The 18,129-nt window shown below is 39.9% G+C and carries 18 protein-coding genes; 13 read left to right on the plus strand and 5 right to left on the minus strand.

The window, feature by feature from the left end:
* Positions 1-66: 66 nt before the first annotated feature.
* The 3 genes from MH215_RS17130 (at position 67) to MH215_RS17140 (ending at position 4,011) form a co-directional block, all read left to right on the plus strand.
* On the plus strand, positions 67-942 hold the full coding sequence (locus tag MH215_RS17130) for an NmrA family NAD(P)-binding protein (RefSeq protein ID WP_239291699.1): 876 nt from the start codon (positions 67-69) through the stop codon (positions 940-942).
* Positions 943-1,689: 747 nt separating this feature from the next.
* On the plus strand, positions 1,690-2,580 hold the full coding sequence (murB, locus tag MH215_RS17135; RefSeq protein WP_239291700.1) for a UDP-N-acetylmuramate dehydrogenase: 891 nt from the start codon (positions 1,690-1,692) through the stop codon (positions 2,578-2,580).
* 189 nt (positions 2,581-2,769) lie between these two features.
* Complete coding sequence (locus MH215_RS17140) at positions 2,770-4,011, plus strand: DUF418 domain-containing protein (RefSeq protein WP_239291701.1); 1,242 nt, start codon at positions 2,770-2,772, stop codon at positions 4,009-4,011.
* Between the two features lie 103 nt (positions 4,012-4,114).
* On the opposite strand, the gene MH215_RS17145 is transcribed toward MH215_RS17140, so the two are convergent.
* The 3 genes from MH215_RS17145 to MH215_RS17155 all read right to left on the minus strand — a co-directional run bounded on the left by MH215_RS17145 (position 4,115) and on the right by MH215_RS17155 (position 6,548).
* On the minus strand, positions 4,115-5,266 hold the full coding sequence (locus MH215_RS17145) for an MBL fold metallo-hydrolase (RefSeq protein WP_239291702.1): 1,152 nt from the start codon (positions 5,264-5,266) through the stop codon (positions 4,115-4,117).
* A gap of 347 nt (positions 5,267-5,613) precedes the next feature.
* A complete protein-coding gene (locus MH215_RS17150) occupies positions 5,614-6,066 on the minus strand; it encodes a hypothetical protein (protein WP_239291703.1) in 453 nt (150 codons plus the stop codon).
* 35 nt (positions 6,067-6,101) lie between these two features.
* Positions 6,102-6,548: a hypothetical protein gene (locus MH215_RS17155; protein WP_239291704.1), complete on the minus strand. Its 447-nt coding sequence runs from the start codon at positions 6,546-6,548 to the stop codon at positions 6,102-6,104.
* 328 nt (positions 6,549-6,876) lie between these two features.
* On the opposite strand from MH215_RS17155, the gene MH215_RS17160 reads away from it, so the two are divergent.
* The 3 genes from MH215_RS17160 (at position 6,877) to MH215_RS17170 (ending at position 9,851) form a co-directional block, all read left to right on the plus strand.
* Entirely contained in the window at positions 6,877-7,515 is a 639-nt protein-coding gene (locus MH215_RS17160; RefSeq protein WP_239291705.1) for a hypothetical protein, read from the plus strand.
* Between the two features lie 453 nt (positions 7,516-7,968).
* The gene (locus tag MH215_RS17165) at positions 7,969-8,889 is read left to right on the plus strand and encodes a poly(ethylene terephthalate) hydrolase family protein (protein ID WP_239291706.1); all 921 of its coding nucleotides are present in this window, start codon (positions 7,969-7,971) and stop codon (positions 8,887-8,889) included.
* A gap of 77 nt (positions 8,890-8,966) precedes the next feature.
* Positions 8,967-9,851 carry an AraC family transcriptional regulator gene (locus MH215_RS17170; RefSeq protein WP_239291708.1) on the plus strand — a complete coding sequence of 295 codons (885 nt, stop codon included), beginning with the start codon at positions 8,967-8,969 and terminating at the stop codon, positions 9,849-9,851.
* 626 nt (positions 9,852-10,477) lie between these two features.
* On the opposite strand, the gene MH215_RS17175 is transcribed toward MH215_RS17170, so the two are convergent.
* Positions 10,478-10,996: a hypothetical protein gene (locus MH215_RS17175; protein WP_239291710.1), complete on the minus strand. Its 519-nt coding sequence runs from the start codon at positions 10,994-10,996 to the stop codon at positions 10,478-10,480.
* 157 nt (positions 10,997-11,153) lie between these two features.
* On the opposite strand from MH215_RS17175, the gene MH215_RS17180 reads away from it, so the two are divergent.
* Positions 11,154-11,732, plus strand: coding sequence for a Crp/Fnr family transcriptional regulator (locus MH215_RS17180; protein WP_239291712.1), 579 nt, complete (start codon positions 11,154-11,156; stop codon positions 11,730-11,732).
* Here the strand turns inward: MH215_RS17180 and MH215_RS17185 are convergent.
* Positions 11,723-12,469, minus strand: coding sequence for a DUF4386 domain-containing protein (locus MH215_RS17185; RefSeq protein WP_239291714.1), 747 nt, complete (start codon positions 12,467-12,469; stop codon positions 11,723-11,725). The genes MH215_RS17180 and MH215_RS17185 overlap by 10 nt on opposite strands.
* Before the next feature lie 205 nt (positions 12,470-12,674).
* On the opposite strand from MH215_RS17185, the gene MH215_RS17190 reads away from it, so the two are divergent.
* The 6 genes from MH215_RS17190 to MH215_RS17215 all read left to right on the plus strand — a co-directional run bounded on the left by MH215_RS17190 (position 12,675) and on the right by MH215_RS17215 (position 18,060).
* Entirely contained in the window at positions 12,675-14,111 is a 1,437-nt protein-coding gene (locus tag MH215_RS17190) for a Gfo/Idh/MocA family oxidoreductase (protein ID WP_239291716.1), read from the plus strand.
* Positions 14,112-14,178: 67 nt separating this feature from the next.
* On the plus strand, positions 14,179-14,715 hold the full coding sequence (locus MH215_RS17195) for a hypothetical protein (RefSeq protein ID WP_239291718.1): 537 nt from the start codon (positions 14,179-14,181) through the stop codon (positions 14,713-14,715).
* 308 nt (positions 14,716-15,023) lie between these two features.
* Positions 15,024-15,428 (plus strand): hypothetical protein, encoded by a 405-nt coding sequence (locus MH215_RS17200; RefSeq protein WP_239291720.1) that lies wholly within the window; start codon positions 15,024-15,026, stop codon positions 15,426-15,428.
* 457 nt (positions 15,429-15,885) lie between these two features.
* On the plus strand, positions 15,886-16,278 hold the full coding sequence (locus MH215_RS17205) for a GNAT family N-acetyltransferase (RefSeq protein WP_239291722.1): 393 nt from the start codon (positions 15,886-15,888) through the stop codon (positions 16,276-16,278).
* An 88-nt stretch (positions 16,279-16,366) separates the two neighbouring features.
* Positions 16,367-17,047 carry a response regulator transcription factor gene (locus MH215_RS17210; protein ID WP_239291724.1) on the plus strand — a complete coding sequence of 227 codons (681 nt, stop codon included), beginning with the start codon at positions 16,367-16,369 and terminating at the stop codon, positions 17,045-17,047.
* Entirely contained in the window at positions 17,044-18,060 is a 1,017-nt protein-coding gene (locus MH215_RS17215; RefSeq protein ID WP_239291725.1) for a HAMP domain-containing sensor histidine kinase, read from the plus strand. Before MH215_RS17210 ends, MH215_RS17215 begins: the two co-directional genes overlap by 4 nt.
* The last annotated feature ends 69 nt before the right edge of the window (positions 18,061-18,129 follow it).

Consider the following 18,129-nt stretch of genomic DNA (forward strand, 5'->3'; position numbering starts at 1 on the left):
ATTGATAGTATCATTAGAAAGTCTAATGGTTCAATGCTAATTTGACCACGAAGGGGACTCACCATAATGAAACAAGATCATCTTTATTTAGTATATGGCGCATCGGGAGCACAAGGCGGAGCGGTGGCCAATCGTTTGCTTGCAAGTGGCAAGAAGGTAAGAAGCATTACACGTAACCCTGAAGGAGCAGATTTGCTACAGAGTAAAGGAATTGAGACTGTAATAGGCGACATGGCAGAGACTGAGGTTCTGGCTAAGGCTCACGAAGGTGTAGATCGTGTGTTCTTAAACATTCCCGTTGAGTTTGATTCAGCCAAAGTTCAAACTTATATCGATAATGCCATCGAAGCAGCGGTTAACGCAAAAGTAGAATTGCTTGTTGTAAACACGGGTGGGTTTGTCCCTCAACATAATACAACAAATACACTAGCCGTAGAGCTTAATCGGCAATTAATTGAAGATGTTAAAAAAAGTGGGCTGCCTTACATCATTGTAGAGCCTATTGTTTATCTGGAGAACTTCATGATCCCTGGCGTGCTAAACGAAGGAGTATTGGCTTATCCAGTGCCTGCAGATCAAAAAATAAGCTGGATCAGCTTAGATGATGCTGCGCAGTATCATGTGTATGCACTGACTCATCCTGAATTAGCGGGAAGCATCTACGCTGCTCCTGGTCTCGAAGCCTACACGGGGAATGAAATCGCAGCGAAATTCAGCGAAGTGCTGGGTCAAGAGATTCAATTTGTTTCCCTGCCTTTTGAACACTTTGAGGCAGCGATTAGTCCAATGTTAGGATCACAAAATGCAGAAGGACTTAAGGGGCTTTATCAATGGATAAGCAGTAACATCGATCAGCTACCTACATTTGATGAAGTAGATGACACATTGAAAAATAACTTGAATCTTTCCACTATAACGGATTGGGTTCGTATTTCCTTTTGAAGAATTAGTATAGTATTGAATAAACGGTTATAAGATTGACCTGCTTGTATATCACATAGTTATGCTTGAATTAGCGTGGCTTATGATGATGTATGAGTGGGTTTTTTTTTCACTGCTTCCGTATAAAAGTATAAGATGTTGCTTTCTGATATAATAGAAAAGTTAATTCGCTATGAGAACAAGTATTATGGTTTATTATAGTATGATTAGGGAGGAAATAGTGTGTTATTAGAATGTCCAGATTGTAATTCGATAGAAGTGGATTATGCAGGGTACGAAGTGCTTCAAGAGCAAAATGGAGATATTGCTGATGTAATTGAGCTAGTTATCTGTAAGAAATGTAAAGTAGTATTTCCGTCACACGATGCAATCAAATAGCATTATATGTTACAAGCCGCCACAATGCGGCTTTTTTTATTTGGTAGGGTACCGTCATCTGAAATAATCAATCATCAGATTTTTATTTTATGTATTATAAACATTTTTGTATAATGGATATGCCACTACAGAATGTAAACGATGTTTATAGTTATAGCATAATTACATGCATCGTGTTATTTTGGTAGCTGGAGCTAAAGCAACTGTGGATTCAATAATGGACTTCTTCATATGAATTGTAATGAGCACGGTATATTTATCAATAAAATTTCATACTGAAATATGAGGGAATACAGTTGCTGTTATACATGTACAAAGAATGTTTAAAGTTTCATTTAAAAAACCAGTCAGTAGTAGGGAGAACGTTATATGGACATTTTTAAAAATGTAATACCTAATGAAAAGCTTAGATTAAATGAACCCTTGAAAGACCACACCTATGTAAAAGTAGGCGGGTATGCGGATACACTTATCCATCCAACAGAGGCAGAAGAAATCGTAAACGTTGTTCAAATTACCAACACACATCAGATCCCGCTCACGATTATTGGAAAAGGATCGAATGTAATCATAAAAGATAAGGGCATACGGGGCGTGACCATGTCTTTGAGTCATTTTGATCAAATTAAAGTACACGAGGACAGAATTATTGCGCAAAGCGGTGCTAATATTATCGATGTCTCGCGGGCTGCATTAGATCATGGATTCACCGGGCTAGAATTTGCATGTGGGATCCCTGGTAGTACAGGAGGCGCCATTTACATGAATGCAGGTGCTTATGGTGGCCAGGTGGATGATGTGGTCGAAAGTGCAGATGTCATTACTCGAGATGGGCAGCGGAAGACGATGTCTCGCGAAGATATGAAGCTGAGCTATCGTCACAGTATCTTTAAAAATGATGAATACATTATTCTGGAAGTGACCTTTAAGCTGCAAAAGGGTGATAAAGAAGCTATTGCTGCGAAAATGAAGGAACTGACTATGTTGCGAGAAGCCAAGCAGCCTCTTGAATATCCTTCTTGTGGTAGTGTGTTCAAACGTCCAGAGGGTCATTTTGTCGGAAAGCTCATTCAGGACTGTAATTTGCAGGGGACTCGTATAGGTGGAGCGGAGATTTCATTGAAACATGCGGGATTTATTATTAATGCGGATCACGCTACTGCTCAGGATTATCAAGAATTAATCAACCTGATTAAAGAGACAGTTTACGCCAAATTTAATGTGCAATTGGAGACAGAAGTTATCTTTTTAGGTGAGTAAATAATTATTTTCCAAAAAAGTGAAAAGATATAGTGCATTTCAACGTATAAATAGGATGTGTCCTAGCATCACGCTATGGAGCATCCTTTTCTTATTTGCGTTTCCAGTATGGAATGGGAGAAGACACGTTAGATAAGATGTGCTAAAATTACTTTTTTGCTAATATGGAAAAAGGTAGGTGGAAACCAATTGAATACCTCTTCAACGCGCATCAGGCTCATTGATGGATTGCGTGGTTTTAGTCTGGCGGGCATTCTGATGGCGAATATGCTGGTCTTCCAATATGGAATGTTTGGTCAGAATGAACTTCAATTGTTCGGTGTTGAAGGCGTGGATATAGCGGTCTACTCCTTGTTAAAGATTGTTGTGGTGGGAAGTTTCATGCCAATCTTTGCATTTATGTTTGGCTTCGGTATGATTAAATTGACAGAAAGCCTTCAATCCCGGAATTTACGACCGAAGTGTCATCTGTCTCGCCGCTTTCTGCTCTTGTTCGTTATCGGATTGTTACATATGAATTATGTCTGGGAAGGAGATATCCTTGGGTTTTACGGTATACTTGGGTTTTTCTTATTAATGTTTCTCAATCGAAAGCCGAAGACATTACTAATCTGGGCGATTGTGCTACTGGTTGCAGCCGGTTTATGTGGTCTGCCAGCTTCGAATCCCATGAATCCGCTGGCCAACTCAACCCCTCAGATGGAAACGTATATCTTACAGAGTAAAGAAATTTTCGGAAGTGGAAGTTATGCAGAGATTAAGGATTTCAATAATCATGCTGATCCCTTAGGCGGTGAAGTGAATCCGGCGTTGATCCTCCTACTGCTGGTATTTACGCCACTGATGACCATCCCGATGTTTCTTCTAGGTATGTACGCCGCAAGAGTTGGTACATTTGACGATCCACGAGCCATGCGACAAGTTTACCTTCGTCGTGCTAAGTTGCTCATACCCATTGGTTTAATTCTTAAAGCATATAGTGTACTTATGCACCAATTTGGTAGGGAACAAGAATGGTTTGCGATTGGAATTGGGGAAGCCATTGGGGGCTCGTTGTTAGCACTTGGCTACATCTACGCTTTTGCAATATTATATACCAGCGGCAGCCGTGTGAACCTGCTCAGTAGGTTCGAAGCCGTGGGTCGTCTGTCACTAACGAATTACCTGATGCAGAGCGTCATCTGCACAATGATTTTTTATGGATACGGTCTAGGTCTCTTTGGCCGTGCTGGCGTATTTGTGGGTGCGCTTATTGCGCTTGCAGTCTATGGGTTACAATTGTGGATCAGTCCACTTTACCTCAAGAGGTTTCGTAGCGGCCCTGTCGAACACATGCTACGGATATGGACATACCTCTCATGGAGAGGGCAGCCACGAAAGAAAAAAAACTCTAAGCTAATGACTCCAGACAATACACCGGGTATGAACTGAATGAAGTAAATTTACACGATCATCAAGTGTAAACACCCCATTGGTATAGAATTGTTCTAATCAATGGGGTGTAACCTATAAGAATAATGATGTTGAAGGTTGCTTAACCTTCAGTTTCAGAATTGTCATCCCACCAGGCAGGTAACGCAGGTTTAAGCGCTGAGATCGAGAGGGTTTCGCCTATTTGAGGAACGACAATATCGACGTCTTTATCTTTTGCCGCCTTAATAGCTCGTTGAATCGGATCTCTCCAGTCATGACTGGCTAGCGTGAATGCGCCCCAGTGACTAAGCATCATTTTCGTCGTGTTAACATCCAGGCTAGCTTGAATAGATTGTTCGGGAATCATATGAATATCAGACCATTTCTTGTCATACTGTCCGCCCTCAATAACAGCTAAGTCGAAAGGTCCATACTTGCGGCCAATCTCCTCGAAATGTGCTCCATATCCTCCGTCACCGCTAATAAACAAGCGATTCTCAGTACCTGAGATAACCCAACTTCCCCATAACGTACTGTTCATATTGAACAAGCTTCTACCAGAAAAATGTCGGGCAGGCCCTAACGCAAGGGTCATTCCTTCGAATTCTATTTCGTCCCACCAGTTTAATTCCGTTATTTGACTTGCAGGGACTCCCCAACGTACAAGATGACCACTAACTCCAAGAGGAACAATAAAGCGTGACACCTTGTCTTTCAGTTCAACAACCGTTGCGTAATCTAAATGGTCGTAGTGATCATGTGTGATTAATACCGCATCGATGGTGGGCATTTCAGAAACAATGTTGCTGTAAATGTCTGTACTATACGGATAACGCTTCGAACCTACAAATGAAACAGGGGACGCGACCGACTCCAACATAGGGTCTACCAACATTTTGCGGTTATCCATACTTAGCAGGTATGTGGAATGCCCCAACCAAGTGATGCTGTCTTCATCGTTGTTAACCTTATTCCAATCGATCTCTGCAACGGGTTGTGGGCTGGAAGGCTTTTTCTCTTTCCGAGCCGCGCCATCTGTTGTACCTTCGAACAAGGTTTTCCAGGAATCCAAGTCAGACTTGCCTGATACTTCGTTCACAAATTTTCCGTTTGTATAATTTTCAAGCTGCTTATAGGTTTCCTTTTGTTCTTTAGATGGATTGCCGCCAAAGCTCGGGTAAAGTAGCATAAATAATAGAGCTCCAACGATGACCATGAGTAGAAAACTTAATATGTAGATTACCATTTTCTTAAATCTTCCTTTTCTTTTCATATTCGCCTCCTGACGTAGCGATAATACTCCTAATCTTGTTATTCCTCAGAAAGATAGATCGGAAGTGATCTTAGCATACACTTAGATGGATGAGTAGTAAACGATATTCAATGAACGATATATTTTATCTCCCAAAGAGTGAAGTGATTTACAGATTCTGATCAATATTTAAATTGAAAGAATAATTTTTAAGAGAAGCTAGCCTTTACTTCACCGAACAACAAAACAGCCATTCAACCTATAAAACTAACCCCATTGCTTATAAACCACTACAACGAAGGGATAGTTCAGGTGTCTGGCTGTTTATTGTTTAACTAAAACGGAGTTACAGAGTCGATGCGAACATTCTAATCATCGGAGTAGAGCGTTGAATTAAAGCTCTCAGGACCTAATCGTATACCGCTCACATTATACAAAGGATTATAGCTGAACGTAGCATATACGGAATAGATGATCTGACTACTACCCGCGGTTGGCACATTATACTCAGAGCCGGTAAAACTGAATACACATGGGCTGAAAAATTGATCCGCCACTACTATAGTGCCTGCACGATAAACCAATTGCTGCGAAGCACCCAATCCTCGGTATACTTCGATAACCAAATTCCCATTCACAGGCAACACATTGGCAGTAAGTTCGACTATTCCAGCGAAAAGTGTCCGCACGAATGGACCTGGATTATTAACTTGTAATGCAACCTGAGCAAATAAGATCGGAACACCATTCGTGAAGCTGGGAGTTAGGCTGTACAGTCCATTAGAACCTTGAGATGTCCGTGCGTCTAACGTTCTGACCATAGTCATCCTCCTTTCTAATTCATCAGAGTTGGGATTTAGTCATCACTGTATGTGACAGCATTGAAACATTCCGGCCCTACACGCGTAGCTACTTCTGAAGGTGATGCCGGAACAAATGTCACATAACATGAATAGATTAATTGTCCTGAAGGAGGAGGAGGCACATTGTAATCCGAACCTTCAAAGCTGGCTATAATGCTCCCTACCGAAGGAAATACCGGATTTTGGACAACGTAGATCGGTGTTCCTGTATTCGTGGAGCCTCTATAGATTTCGAATCGAACAGCAGAAGGGATCGACGACAAGTTAGCCACAGAGATGCGATAGGTTCCATTAAACTGTGTGCGGATTAATAGTCCTGGATTGACGATGTTAAGTCCGAGGATACCAACGAGCGTAGGTGTATTGGCAGGTAGATTAATGTTAAGTGGAGCAACACCGTTTGATCCAAGCGAAGTACGGGCATCTAGCGTACGTACCATGATGATTCCTCCAATCTATCATCCTATTTTCTTGATTTAATTCGACGTGAATAATCAAATACAATGGCACAAGAGTTTGTCCCAATCTCTACAGTCCATAGCATGAACTAGTGGAGTATTAAGGACTTGTTCATGAACTTGAATCGGCACAGAACTAGAGTTGGTCAAACTTCTAATCTGCGTGTACTCATAATCTCGAAAATGTTGTTGCTTCACCTCCTAATTTAAGAGATAACATAATATATGTGATACGATATACAAAGTATGGATGTTGTTACTGTAAAACGAAAAAAAGGCATAAATACTATGATTTGAAGGGGATGTATGTATGACAGTTGTAGGGATCTTAGGCGTTGTACACGATAATGCATTGCGAATTCAGCATCATTTAACACTGGATATCCTGAAGGAGTTGATTTTGGATTTTAAACCAGACGTCATATGTGGTGAGGTACTACCTTCTAGTTTTGAAAAATACACAACAAATCCAATAGAAAGAGGGTACTGGGGAGAACCTCCAAGCGAATATTATGATCTTATATTTCCACTTTGCGAGGAGCAAAACTACAAATTTGTTCCCGTCGATTGGGTTGAACTGGATGTCTGGAATGATTTTGATCCGCTGCGGAATTATACCGATTCTCAAAAAGAAGAATTAGAACATGAATTCGAGAACTGGTGGCAGAAACAGCTTGCAGCTTCAAGTCAAGGGACAATCCCCTTTAATAATCAAGCGTTTGATGATGTCACGAAGCTTAAGTATGAGTGGATCGCTCAATTGGATACAAGTTCACATGCGGTGAGATGGGAATGCAGGCACGAACTCATGCTGCAACGTATCAAAAATGCCATCAAAGACAATGCCAATGCACGTATTTTATGTATTGTCGGCGCTGACCATAACCGTGCACTTTACGAGGGATTACAATCCGTACATAACATTCAGATCAGATATCCGCTTAAATAGATACTTTACATTCTCTAAAATTTGAGGAGGTACATGTATTCATGGACAATGGATTGTGCCGTAAACCACGCTTTTATTTTCTTAGGCAAAAACGAGTTCAGGTCGCATCTCATTTTTTAATTTCAGCATTATTTGGATTGGTATATGCGCTTATGATTGTGAATGACACAACGAGAGATATGCTTACTATTATATTGCCAAGTACAGATGGGATAGATATTCTTCAATATTCGCCGGTTGTAATTATGGTATTAATTTACTTATATCTGATTCGAACTACACTCCCGAGAAATTGGCTTAACAAAATCTCATTCAGTTGCCTACTTATTATCACTGCTGAAATAAGCTTTGTTTTTTCTCTTGTTAGTTTAATGGTATTCATATTTTAAAAGGGTGTAACACAAAACATGAACATATTTAAGTGAACTATTAATAAATACAGAGGTCGTGTATATGAACATTCAGAGAAAGCGAAAGTGGATGGTCTGGTTGTTAGCTATTATTCTAATCATTGCTGTTCCAGCAACCATTTTCTTGCAGATCATTATCCACTCCAATGTACCAGAGCTTGCAGAGGGAAGCATTGAGCAGCATTATTCGCAGCCTGGCAGTAATCTTGTCCAGGTAGAAGAAGTTATGAGTCCCATGGGTGACCCTGTATACCGAATCTACTATCCAGAATTTCAAAAAGATGAATCCTATCCTATCATTTCTTGGGGGAATGGAACAGGCGCTACTCCTGATCATTACAATGAACTCTTAACCCATCTTGCTAGCTGGGGATTTGTTGTCATCGACTCCTATAGCAAGACCACAGGAACAGGCCAAGAGATTGCAGAAGCGATTGATTATTTAACACAGGAAAACGAACGGTTGGGAAGTATATTTTACGAGAAAATACAAATTGAACATGTTGGAGTAGCGGGACATTCTCAAGGATCTACGGGAGTCATTAATGCGCATACCAACTATACAAGTGGCTCGCGGATTAAGACGATTGTATCTATCGCTCTCCCGGACTTGAAGCATTGTGATCCAGAAGATATATACGATACATCGCAAATTACAGTTCCTTTCTTCATCATGGGTGGCACACGAGATTTTCTAATTTCACCCGTATCAACGAATCAATTGGCTTTACAACATACTGCCAGCAACACACCTGTGATGATGGGAATGGCAAAAGGGGCAGCGCATACAGCGATTGAAGGGAATGGTGGCAATCACAGGGGGTATTTGACGGCTTGGATGAGCTATCGTCTGCTCAATGATCAGGAAGCGATGAAGGCATTTCAAGGAGATGCGGCGGAGATGATGCACAATACCAATTGGCAGCATGTTGAACAACCGAATATGGCAGCTACGTTTAACTGACGAAACTTTTTTGTGCACAGATGGTTGCGATGCGAAACGTAGATACACCTATAATTTGAAATAAGAGGAGGGATCAGATGGATTGGCTTATGAGGATGAATCGGGCATTGGACTACATTGAAGTTAATTTGAGTGGCGAGATTGAACTGAAGGAAGTCGCTGAGCAGGCTTGTTGTTCTTCGCATCAGTTTCAGCGAATGTTCTCATTCATTACCAATGTATCACTAGCAGAATATATCAGAAGAAGACGGCTTACACTCGCTGCCATTGAATTGCAGAATAGCAAAATAAAAGTTGTAGATATTGCCTTAAAGTATGGTTATGAATCACCGGTTTCATTCGCAAGGGCGTTCCAATCACTGCATGGTGTTAATCCAGCAATGGCACGTGAAGAAGGGACTGCCCTCAAAGCCTATCCTCGGTTATCCTTCCTTATTTCAATTAAAGGGGAGACGGCTATGAACTATCGTATCGAAACCAAAGAAGCCTTTCAAATATTCGGAGTAGCGAAGGTGTTTCAAGTAAACGGAGTAGACACTCCGGCGAACTTATGGAAACAGAGCCACGAGAATGGGGAGGTTGAGAGGCTCGCTGCGAATGCGGGTGACCATCCTGATTTCTTGAATGGGCATTATCATAAAGTACACGCTGCCTGTAGTTATCAAAAAACCGGAGAAGATACCTTTCCATACATGTTATGTGCCTTCAAAAATGAAACAAGTAAAATGGATGGATACACAAGCGTAATGATTCCAGCTCATACATGGGCAATTTTCTCATCCGATCTCTTTACATGGGATCAATTCGATGAAACGATTGAAACGTTATACAAACGATTTTACTCAGAGTGGCTTCCTACTACAGGGTATGAACAAGTGGAGGGATTGGAGTTCGAAATTACGGGTGAGAAGGATGGTTTGAACTTTGTAGAGCTATGGTTTGCTGTTAGAAAAATATCATAATTTGCATTGAATTTGAATGCCGCTGAAATCCAGCGGCTTTTTGCGTTTGCATTAAACTAAACGTCAAATGGAAAATTGAACATGTGCTAATATATGCAGTGAACGTATGAGTGAATAGAGGAGACTGGTGAACAACAGTGGAAACAATCTATGTGGAAGTTAGGCATTGGTATAAACTTGATTGAGTGGAAGACCAAGCGTTCTGCGAAGAAATTGATGCGTTTCTTGAAAATCACCAAGATGTCGTTTATAGCTACATATATCCGCGAGATGAGGAAGATCTTGCAGATCAAGTAAATCATTTTGCACCGTTTAATGAAAAAGGTCACAAACCCATATACATAAATGTCATGTCCAAACGTTCTGCACACTGGGATGTAAAAAGTATTAAAGATATAATTCGAAACTGGCGTCGGATTTTTGGCAACAGCAAATAGTAAACATTGAGTTCATTGAGGTTCCTACATATGAAGAGAGTCAAGCAACGTATGAACAGGACTATAAACGATTCGTGGAGTGAATAAAAATAAGAAAAAAACCGCAAGTCGCGGCTTAAATCATGTATAACCTGATCCTACAAAGCATTTCATTCGATATTACCTATAAACGTTGGGAACGGATGATGATCAAAAGTTAAGATGGGTTAGTGGTTTGATATGCTGAGCTGCAGTATTGAATTGATCCGAAAATTGTGTAGAATCCTCGTATTCTCTAGGTAATTCGTCTAGAAAAAGTTTGATCTGATGGGCTACTTTTAATTGTGTCTCAGCATCTTGTTGGTTACTTTCTAACTGTTTTCTCACAACATTGGCATATTCAAATCTGAATAATGTAAAATCATTTCGTAGAACATTTACATCAGGAAAACCACTTGTCTGTTCTTTTATAGTAGTGAAAAAGTCATTTACGAAATTAATATCAAGAAGCACATCAAATTCCGGCACAGCATTACCGTTTGCCTCTGACTCTTTGATCTTATCCAGTGTCTGATCCAGCTTCTGTACTCTCGAAACGAGACCTTGATAATAACGTGAGTTGATATCAGCGTTTTTATTGCTGTTATAATTATCAATGAGTACAACAATTGTGGCAATTGACAGTATAACGGCAACCCAAATGATGAGTTTAGTATATCTTTTCTTCATAAAATTAACCCCCAGTTGTTATGTATGCACAAGTAGCGATATTACCATGAACATTGGTATTTTTTCTATATGAACAATTTACCAAAGCGATGGAATGAGATGACAATGAACGATTATGTTGTTATGACAGGCTTGTTAAAGGAGGTTAGTATATAAAATGAAAAATATACTTTTAGATTATATGAGTAGACTCACCTCGCTTAGCATCGAACAACAGGAAGCTATTCTAAATGAAATTCAAATAGAAGAGTTCAACAAAGGAAGTGTACTTATTCAACAAGGTGACATTCCTACGAAATGCTTCTTTGTTATACGAGGATGTGTTAGGCAATATTCAATCGATATGGCTGGGAGAGAATTCACCTCCAATTTTTATACAGAAGAACAGGCCATCGCTTTATTTAATCATCATAAGCTTGATAAAGCTTCCGAATGTACTTTTGTGTGTGCTGAGGATTCCGTCCTGGTTGTTGGTGATCTTATGACAGAACAGGATATGTACTCGAAATACACCCAATTAGAATCCATGACTCGTCAGATGATCGAGCAGAGTTTTAGTGAGGTTCAAGAGAACTTTGCTGCGTTTATTGCTTCTTCACCAGAGGAACGTTTTAAGTCTCTTTTGGTCAAACGGCCTACGTTAATCGACCGGGTGCCACAACACCAATTAGCCAGCTATCTAGGTATGACCCCTGAATCACTAAGCCGAATCAAAAAGAGAATGGATCAAGAATGAGAATAGTTTGCTAAAGGCTTGCTTTTCGTTCTTTTTTCACTTCCTCTATATATTAACCAAAGCGCGAAACTCAACTCTCCAACAGTCATAGGTATAACCATGATCCTATTAATTATGTCTGTAACGTTCTTAACTGCTGGACCGACGAGTTCAAGGGAATGTATTACGAAGTAGCCAACAGACGCTAACAGAAGTAAGATCGCAATCCACTTAGGTGCCACATCTGCCTTAAGAACCAAAATCCCGAGAACCATTAAATGTCCACCAAATACAATCAAACCTACAGACCAGATGTCCTGAAAGTTTTGCAAATAGCTCATTATTTGTTCTCCGTGCGACACTGTAATTTCCCTTGATGCATGAACATTTTTTGAGGTCAGTGGGATGATGAATATCAAATTCATTACGGCCCAGCCAAGTATGAGTGTGTAAACCAGACGGAGACTTGCGCATATGACTGCTAGTTTTTTATTCAGCTTCTTGAAGAAAAGATAGCAGGTACAGGTGACGACAATGTCACATAACCAAACGATGATCCAACCTACTATTTCTGCTGTATAAAGATTATTGTGCAGGAATAGGTTCTGTACTGTTTTTTCTGTATTGCCTTGTACAAGTAATTGGTTATGGACATAACCATATGCAAAGCCTGCAGCAACAGCCATAAACAGTAAAGCCAATCCCATAGTTAACGCAACTATACGGCGATGTGGTGATATCTCCCATCCATTCTTCATCTTGTAGCTACCTCCTTGAAGTGTACGAATATTATTAGTGTAATGGTGACTCAGGTGGTCTGCATTGACTTAAGTTAATGTTACAGATGAGAAGAGGGATTGTTTTGACAGGAACTGTGCTTGCTTTTGCAGATGCAATTCTTATATTCTTTATTAAGCTGAACGTACACCAAAGAATGAAATATACATTATTGGGGGATTACAGATGATACGATGGGGAATTCTCGGCGCAGGGTATATCGCAACTCGTTTTGCCACGGCACTACAACATGAACCTAGCAGTAAACTATATGCTATTAGTGGGCGCAGTGAATCGAAGTTAAAAGATTTTGCAGATAAATACGCAACAGATCGACAATATGTATCACATGATGAGATGTTGTTAGACCCCGATGTGGATGCGATCTATCTCGCATTACCTCATCACTTGCATCATGAGTGGGCAATTAAAGCGTTGAATGCAGGAAAGGCTGTGTTGTGTGAAAAGCCTGCATCGTTGAATCTGAAAGAAATGCAAGATATTGTAGAAGTGGCTAGAAGCAAAAACGTTCTATTTATGGAAGCTATGAAGCAACGCTTTGTGCCACTGTACATAGATCTGCGTCGAAGAGTGGAAGCGGGTGAAATTGGCACGATCACTTCTATACAAGCGAGTTTATGTAACCAAATGCCTGATGGAATGGACACATATCATGTTCAGCCAGGTCCTGGAGGTTCATTGTTAGATGTTGGAACGTATTGTGCAAGTTGGATTGAAGATTTCTCCAGCGGGAGTGTTAAACTAGAAACTGTGGCAGCATCTCAGAAGGATTCAATAGATTATTATATTGATGCGAAACTCTATGTAGGTCATGTCAAAGCGCAATTAGAGTGTGCATTTGATCGCCAAAAGGAACGAAAAGTTGTGCTACAGGGAGAACGTGGCAGTATTGTTGTCGAGGATCTCCATCGGCCTGTCAGAATGCTCGTTCTTCGGGATGGTTATGAACCGGAGAAGGTTGACATTCCTTATGAGTTTGATGATTTCTACAGTGAGATCCATCATTTCGTAGAATGTCTTAAGAATGGACGGACTGAAAGTGATATCATGTCACTGACCGCTTCTCTGCGCTGTGCTGAAATTCTGGATACCATCCGTGCGGGTCTGTCGTACACTCCAGAATGCTTAGACGTATTAAAGGAGCAAGAGGAGATGCTTCGATATGACCATTTTGGTGCTGCAGAGGCTTTAAAGTTGGGAAATATCATTGCAGAACTAGCTAAGGAATACGATCGTGAGATTGCTGTTTCGATTATTAGAGAGAGTGACGAGCTTGTCTTGTTCCAATATATGATGGATAGCAAGGCTTGGAAGAACATTAATTATATGGAGGGAAAACGTAGAGCGGCTAAGTTAGTCGGGCACTCAAGTCTTTGGATGCACGTTGACCATGTCTTAAACAAGAAGTGGAATACAGAGATGGAGAATATACCTCACTACATTCCAACTGGTGGAGCTTTCCCGATTCGAGTACATGATGAGTGGGTCGCAACACTTGCATTAAGCGGACTGCACGAAGGTAGAGATCATGAGCTTATCATTCGGGCTTTGAGTAGAGCTCTTGAGAAGCAAGTTTCTGTTTTCCCTAGTGCCGCAATTTAAGTTGTAGCGTAAGGGAAGCTTTAGACCTTGACTAGATACCAATAGAATCATAACAAGGAGTTTGTAAATGAACGAAATCACAATAACGCCGCTTGTTGGGATCGGTCCTTTTCGACTAGGAATGAGTAGGGAAGAGGTAGAGCAGACATTTCAGAAATTGGATCATTGGAGAGCAGATGATGATATTCCCATGAATCCAAGCTATATCGAGATGTTATTTATGCGTGAACATTTCGAATATGATGCCGATGGTCGAGTGAAATTTATTCAACTGATCAATCCACAGTATTCGGGAGAGTTTCACGTTCCTTGCTTGTTTCAAGGGGTGGATGTATTCAAGGCGAAAGCTGAGGTGTTGATTTATTCCCTTAGGGAAGATTATCCCACGGTCGGAGATCATGATCCAAAGACAGGATTTTCCTTTGCGATTCGAGCATTGGAACTGAGCTTCTGGCGAGAAGGAATTATGAATGATGACATCTTGAAAGATCCGGAGTTTCTGGAGATGAGTGAAGAGAATCAGGAGCTTGAGAAGAGGTATTTCCATTTTACGACTGTCTCAATTGGAGCACCGGGGTATTTCGAGTTTATGGATAACGATTAGTAGAAGTGAAGGATTGAGAGTCAGTGATTTCATCATATTCACAAAATTCAAGAAGCAGGCGATTAGACAATCGTCTGCTTTTGTTTTATTAAAAGTATAAAAATTCACGATCATCTTTGAGTTTAGATAGCAAAGACGTGAAATATCCAATCGTTGGTAATAGATGCACGACTTCAAGTTTATCTATATTCACATTTATGAATACAACTTGGTAAAATCCATACTTAAGACTAATATGTTATCTACTAATCAAAAAGTATAATTAAGGAAAATTGTTAATACATAAGAGATTGGAGAAAGTCGACTGTATGAAAATGCCTGTAATGTTACACGTGGTTCGAGGTTTACTAGGTTTGAAATTAGTACTCTTGGTTTACTGGATGGTGTTACTCCAGATTAAAATCAAAGAAGCAGATGCTCGATTTATGTACCTTGATGTCAATAGTGAAAATTTGTATTCCACTTTTGGGTATCTAGAAGGGGAAATTTATGTGAGGCTAATACCCGCACTGTTAGCTGTTACTTTTATTAGCTGCAAGCTGTATAAAACAACAATCATTTTGCTTATAGTTACTCTTCTTCAAGCAATTGCTTCGAAAGAGGTGCTCTCCATTCTGATTCATTTGTTTATGCTTATCGTAGTTCTAGTACATCGTCCTAGCAAAACATATCTTCAAAGGCTAACTTCCAAAACCGAAGCTGCTAATCAATAATTGTATGGTTAAGACTAAATACTAACCAAGCGCGTTCCTAAATAGGAATGCCTTTTTTTATGTTAGTAATTCTAAAATACATTGGTTTTTAATACATTATATGATTTACACATTTGTCCATGGGAAATGAGGATTTACCCGAACCAAGTACTTTATAAAAAGCATATTTATCCATATAAATTGTAATAAATATACTCTCTGTCGACATATTAGCGTGATCATATAACGTCGGTGAAAATATATAAGCTTGATGGTAAAGCATGATCCGAAAAGTTAGAATGGTGAGATAATACGAATACCGAAGAAGAGTTAATGATAATGGATACACTTTCATAGATTCAAAAGTGGTACGCTCAACACTGAAGAAATACTCGATTGTTTTAAAAATTGGGCTGCTCGTTTAGATGAAGATTAACAACTTAACTTTTGAGATTCAACGTTTAAGGAGGGGGAAGTATTGCGTAAAGAAATCGTTGTTAATTTACCCATCAAGCCTAACGAAGTCCCAGCGCTAAGAGAATTGGTAGGTTGGGAGGGTCGTTACTCTGATTATCCCGTTTTATTTGAACGTTGCAATTTTTGGGCAGGTTTACGAGGAGATCAGGAGGAGTTAATCGCTTTTGGTTATATTTCAGGCATGGGATTGCAACATGGTTATATGGAAGATATCATTGTTCACCCGCAATATCAACGAAGGGGTATTGGCCAAGCGTTAGTGACAGGATTGCTCCAGGAAGCGGAACGAATTGGAATTGAGATCGTAACGTTAACGTATGATGCTAAACATCATTCATTTTATGCAGACTGCGGATTCGTACCTTGTTCAGGAGGACTTTGGAGAAAAGAATGAAGCTGCTGACGGGTGGAAACGGATTCTAATTAAGTGTGATTATGTTAATCTGTATAAAGTAGACACCAAATAGAGAGAGGGATGTTACTTGAAGAATAGAAGCATATTATATATTGAAGATAATAAGAACATAGGTAGTTGGGTAAAAGAAGAATTGGAACAGCAAGGATTTGCAGTTCAGTGGCTACTTACTGGTGAAGGAGCTGAAAAAGCAGTGAGTCAGCATGAAGTCGTTATTTTAGATATTATGTTACCCGGATTAGATGGATTTACTGTGGGAAAACGATTAAAAAAGGCAGCTCCTGCTGTTCCTATTCTATTGTTATCCGCTCGAACATCGATTAATGATAAGGTAGATGGTCTACAATTTGCTGATGACTATTTAACTAAGCCATTCCACACGGAAGAATTAGTTGCAAGGTTAAGAGTGTTAATCCGTCGAGGGGGGACAACATATTCTGAACGAATTTCATTAGGTAACCATATTGAAGTCGATCCAGCAGGCCGAATGGTATTTAACAAAGACACAGGGGAAGAAATTATATTGACAGGAAGGCAGCATCAAATTTTAATGTATTTCTTACGGCATCCTAATCAAGTATTACCAAAAGAACAAATCTATGAAGCAGTTTGGCAAGAAGCATACATAACTGGCGATAAAACACTAATGGTACATATCCGTCGACTGCGTCAAAAGCTGGAACGTAATCCAGATTCCCCGGAGATTATTGAAACGCTGAAGGGAATAGGTTATCGGGTGAAACAATGAAACAGAATAGATCATTATTTCGCCATTACCTAAGAGGACATTTTCTCTTTATTTTTTCGCCTCCCCTGCTACTGTTATTCTTCTCTATGTTCGTTAATTTCTCTGTCGATGGTGAGGAGCTTAATACTCTAAATCCAATATTCGTTATGCTCTTTTTATTTGGTTTTATTATTGTCGCATTTGTTGCCATTTCGTGGCTGTTCTTCTTCCGACTTCGTAATCGTCTCACACGCTTACAGGAAGTCATGTCATTTGCAGCAGATCATCATTCATTCCCTACACCAGTATCTGTTCAAATGGATCGTATGGATGAAATAGACCAGTTAGGAAGTTCGTTTAATTGGATGATTGAACAGCTTGAAGACAGTCGTAAGCGAGAATATGAAGAGCAGTTATTGCGCCAACGACTTATTGCCAATTTATCTCACGATTTACGTACGCCACTGACGATTTTGAGAGGACATGTCACCAGATTAAACAAAGAAACCATAAGTCTAGAAGAACAACACTCGTTAACAGAAATGAATCATACGATTACAAGAGTTGGCGTACTCATGGATGATTTGCTTTCCTACACGTTGCTAACATCAGAGAAATATCCTTTTGAACCCGCTTCAACAGATATTGTACGTTTAGTTAGAGCATCTGTTGCTGCATGGTATACCGTATTTGAAGAAAAAGAGATACAGCTTGAAATCGTTTTACCGACGGAGCAAACTTTTTATTGGGATGCAGATCCAAAATGGATGTCACGTGTTCTGGATAATTTGTTTCAGAATATTCTTCGACATGCAGCAGAGGGGAAATATGCTCACATTGTGGTTGATGTAGCTCAAGAACAAATCATCGTTGCAGACCGAGGCCCAGGTATGAATAACTCTTCTTATGAGGGTGGAGCAGGTATTGGTTTGTCGACTGTAAATTATATGTTAAACAAAATGAATCTGAAGGCAGACTTCGTATCTAATGAGGATTATGGTACAAAAGCTATTATTGGTAGAGCTGAGCAATGAGGCACTCTATGTGCGTATTAAACATGACAAAGAAGAGGCATTTTGATCATTCAAGGTGCCTCTTCTTTG

The sequence above is a fragment of the Paenibacillus sp. ACRSA genome (genome assembly GCF_022346845.1).
Classification (GTDB): domain Bacteria; phylum Bacillota; class Bacilli; order Paenibacillales; family Paenibacillaceae; genus Paenibacillus.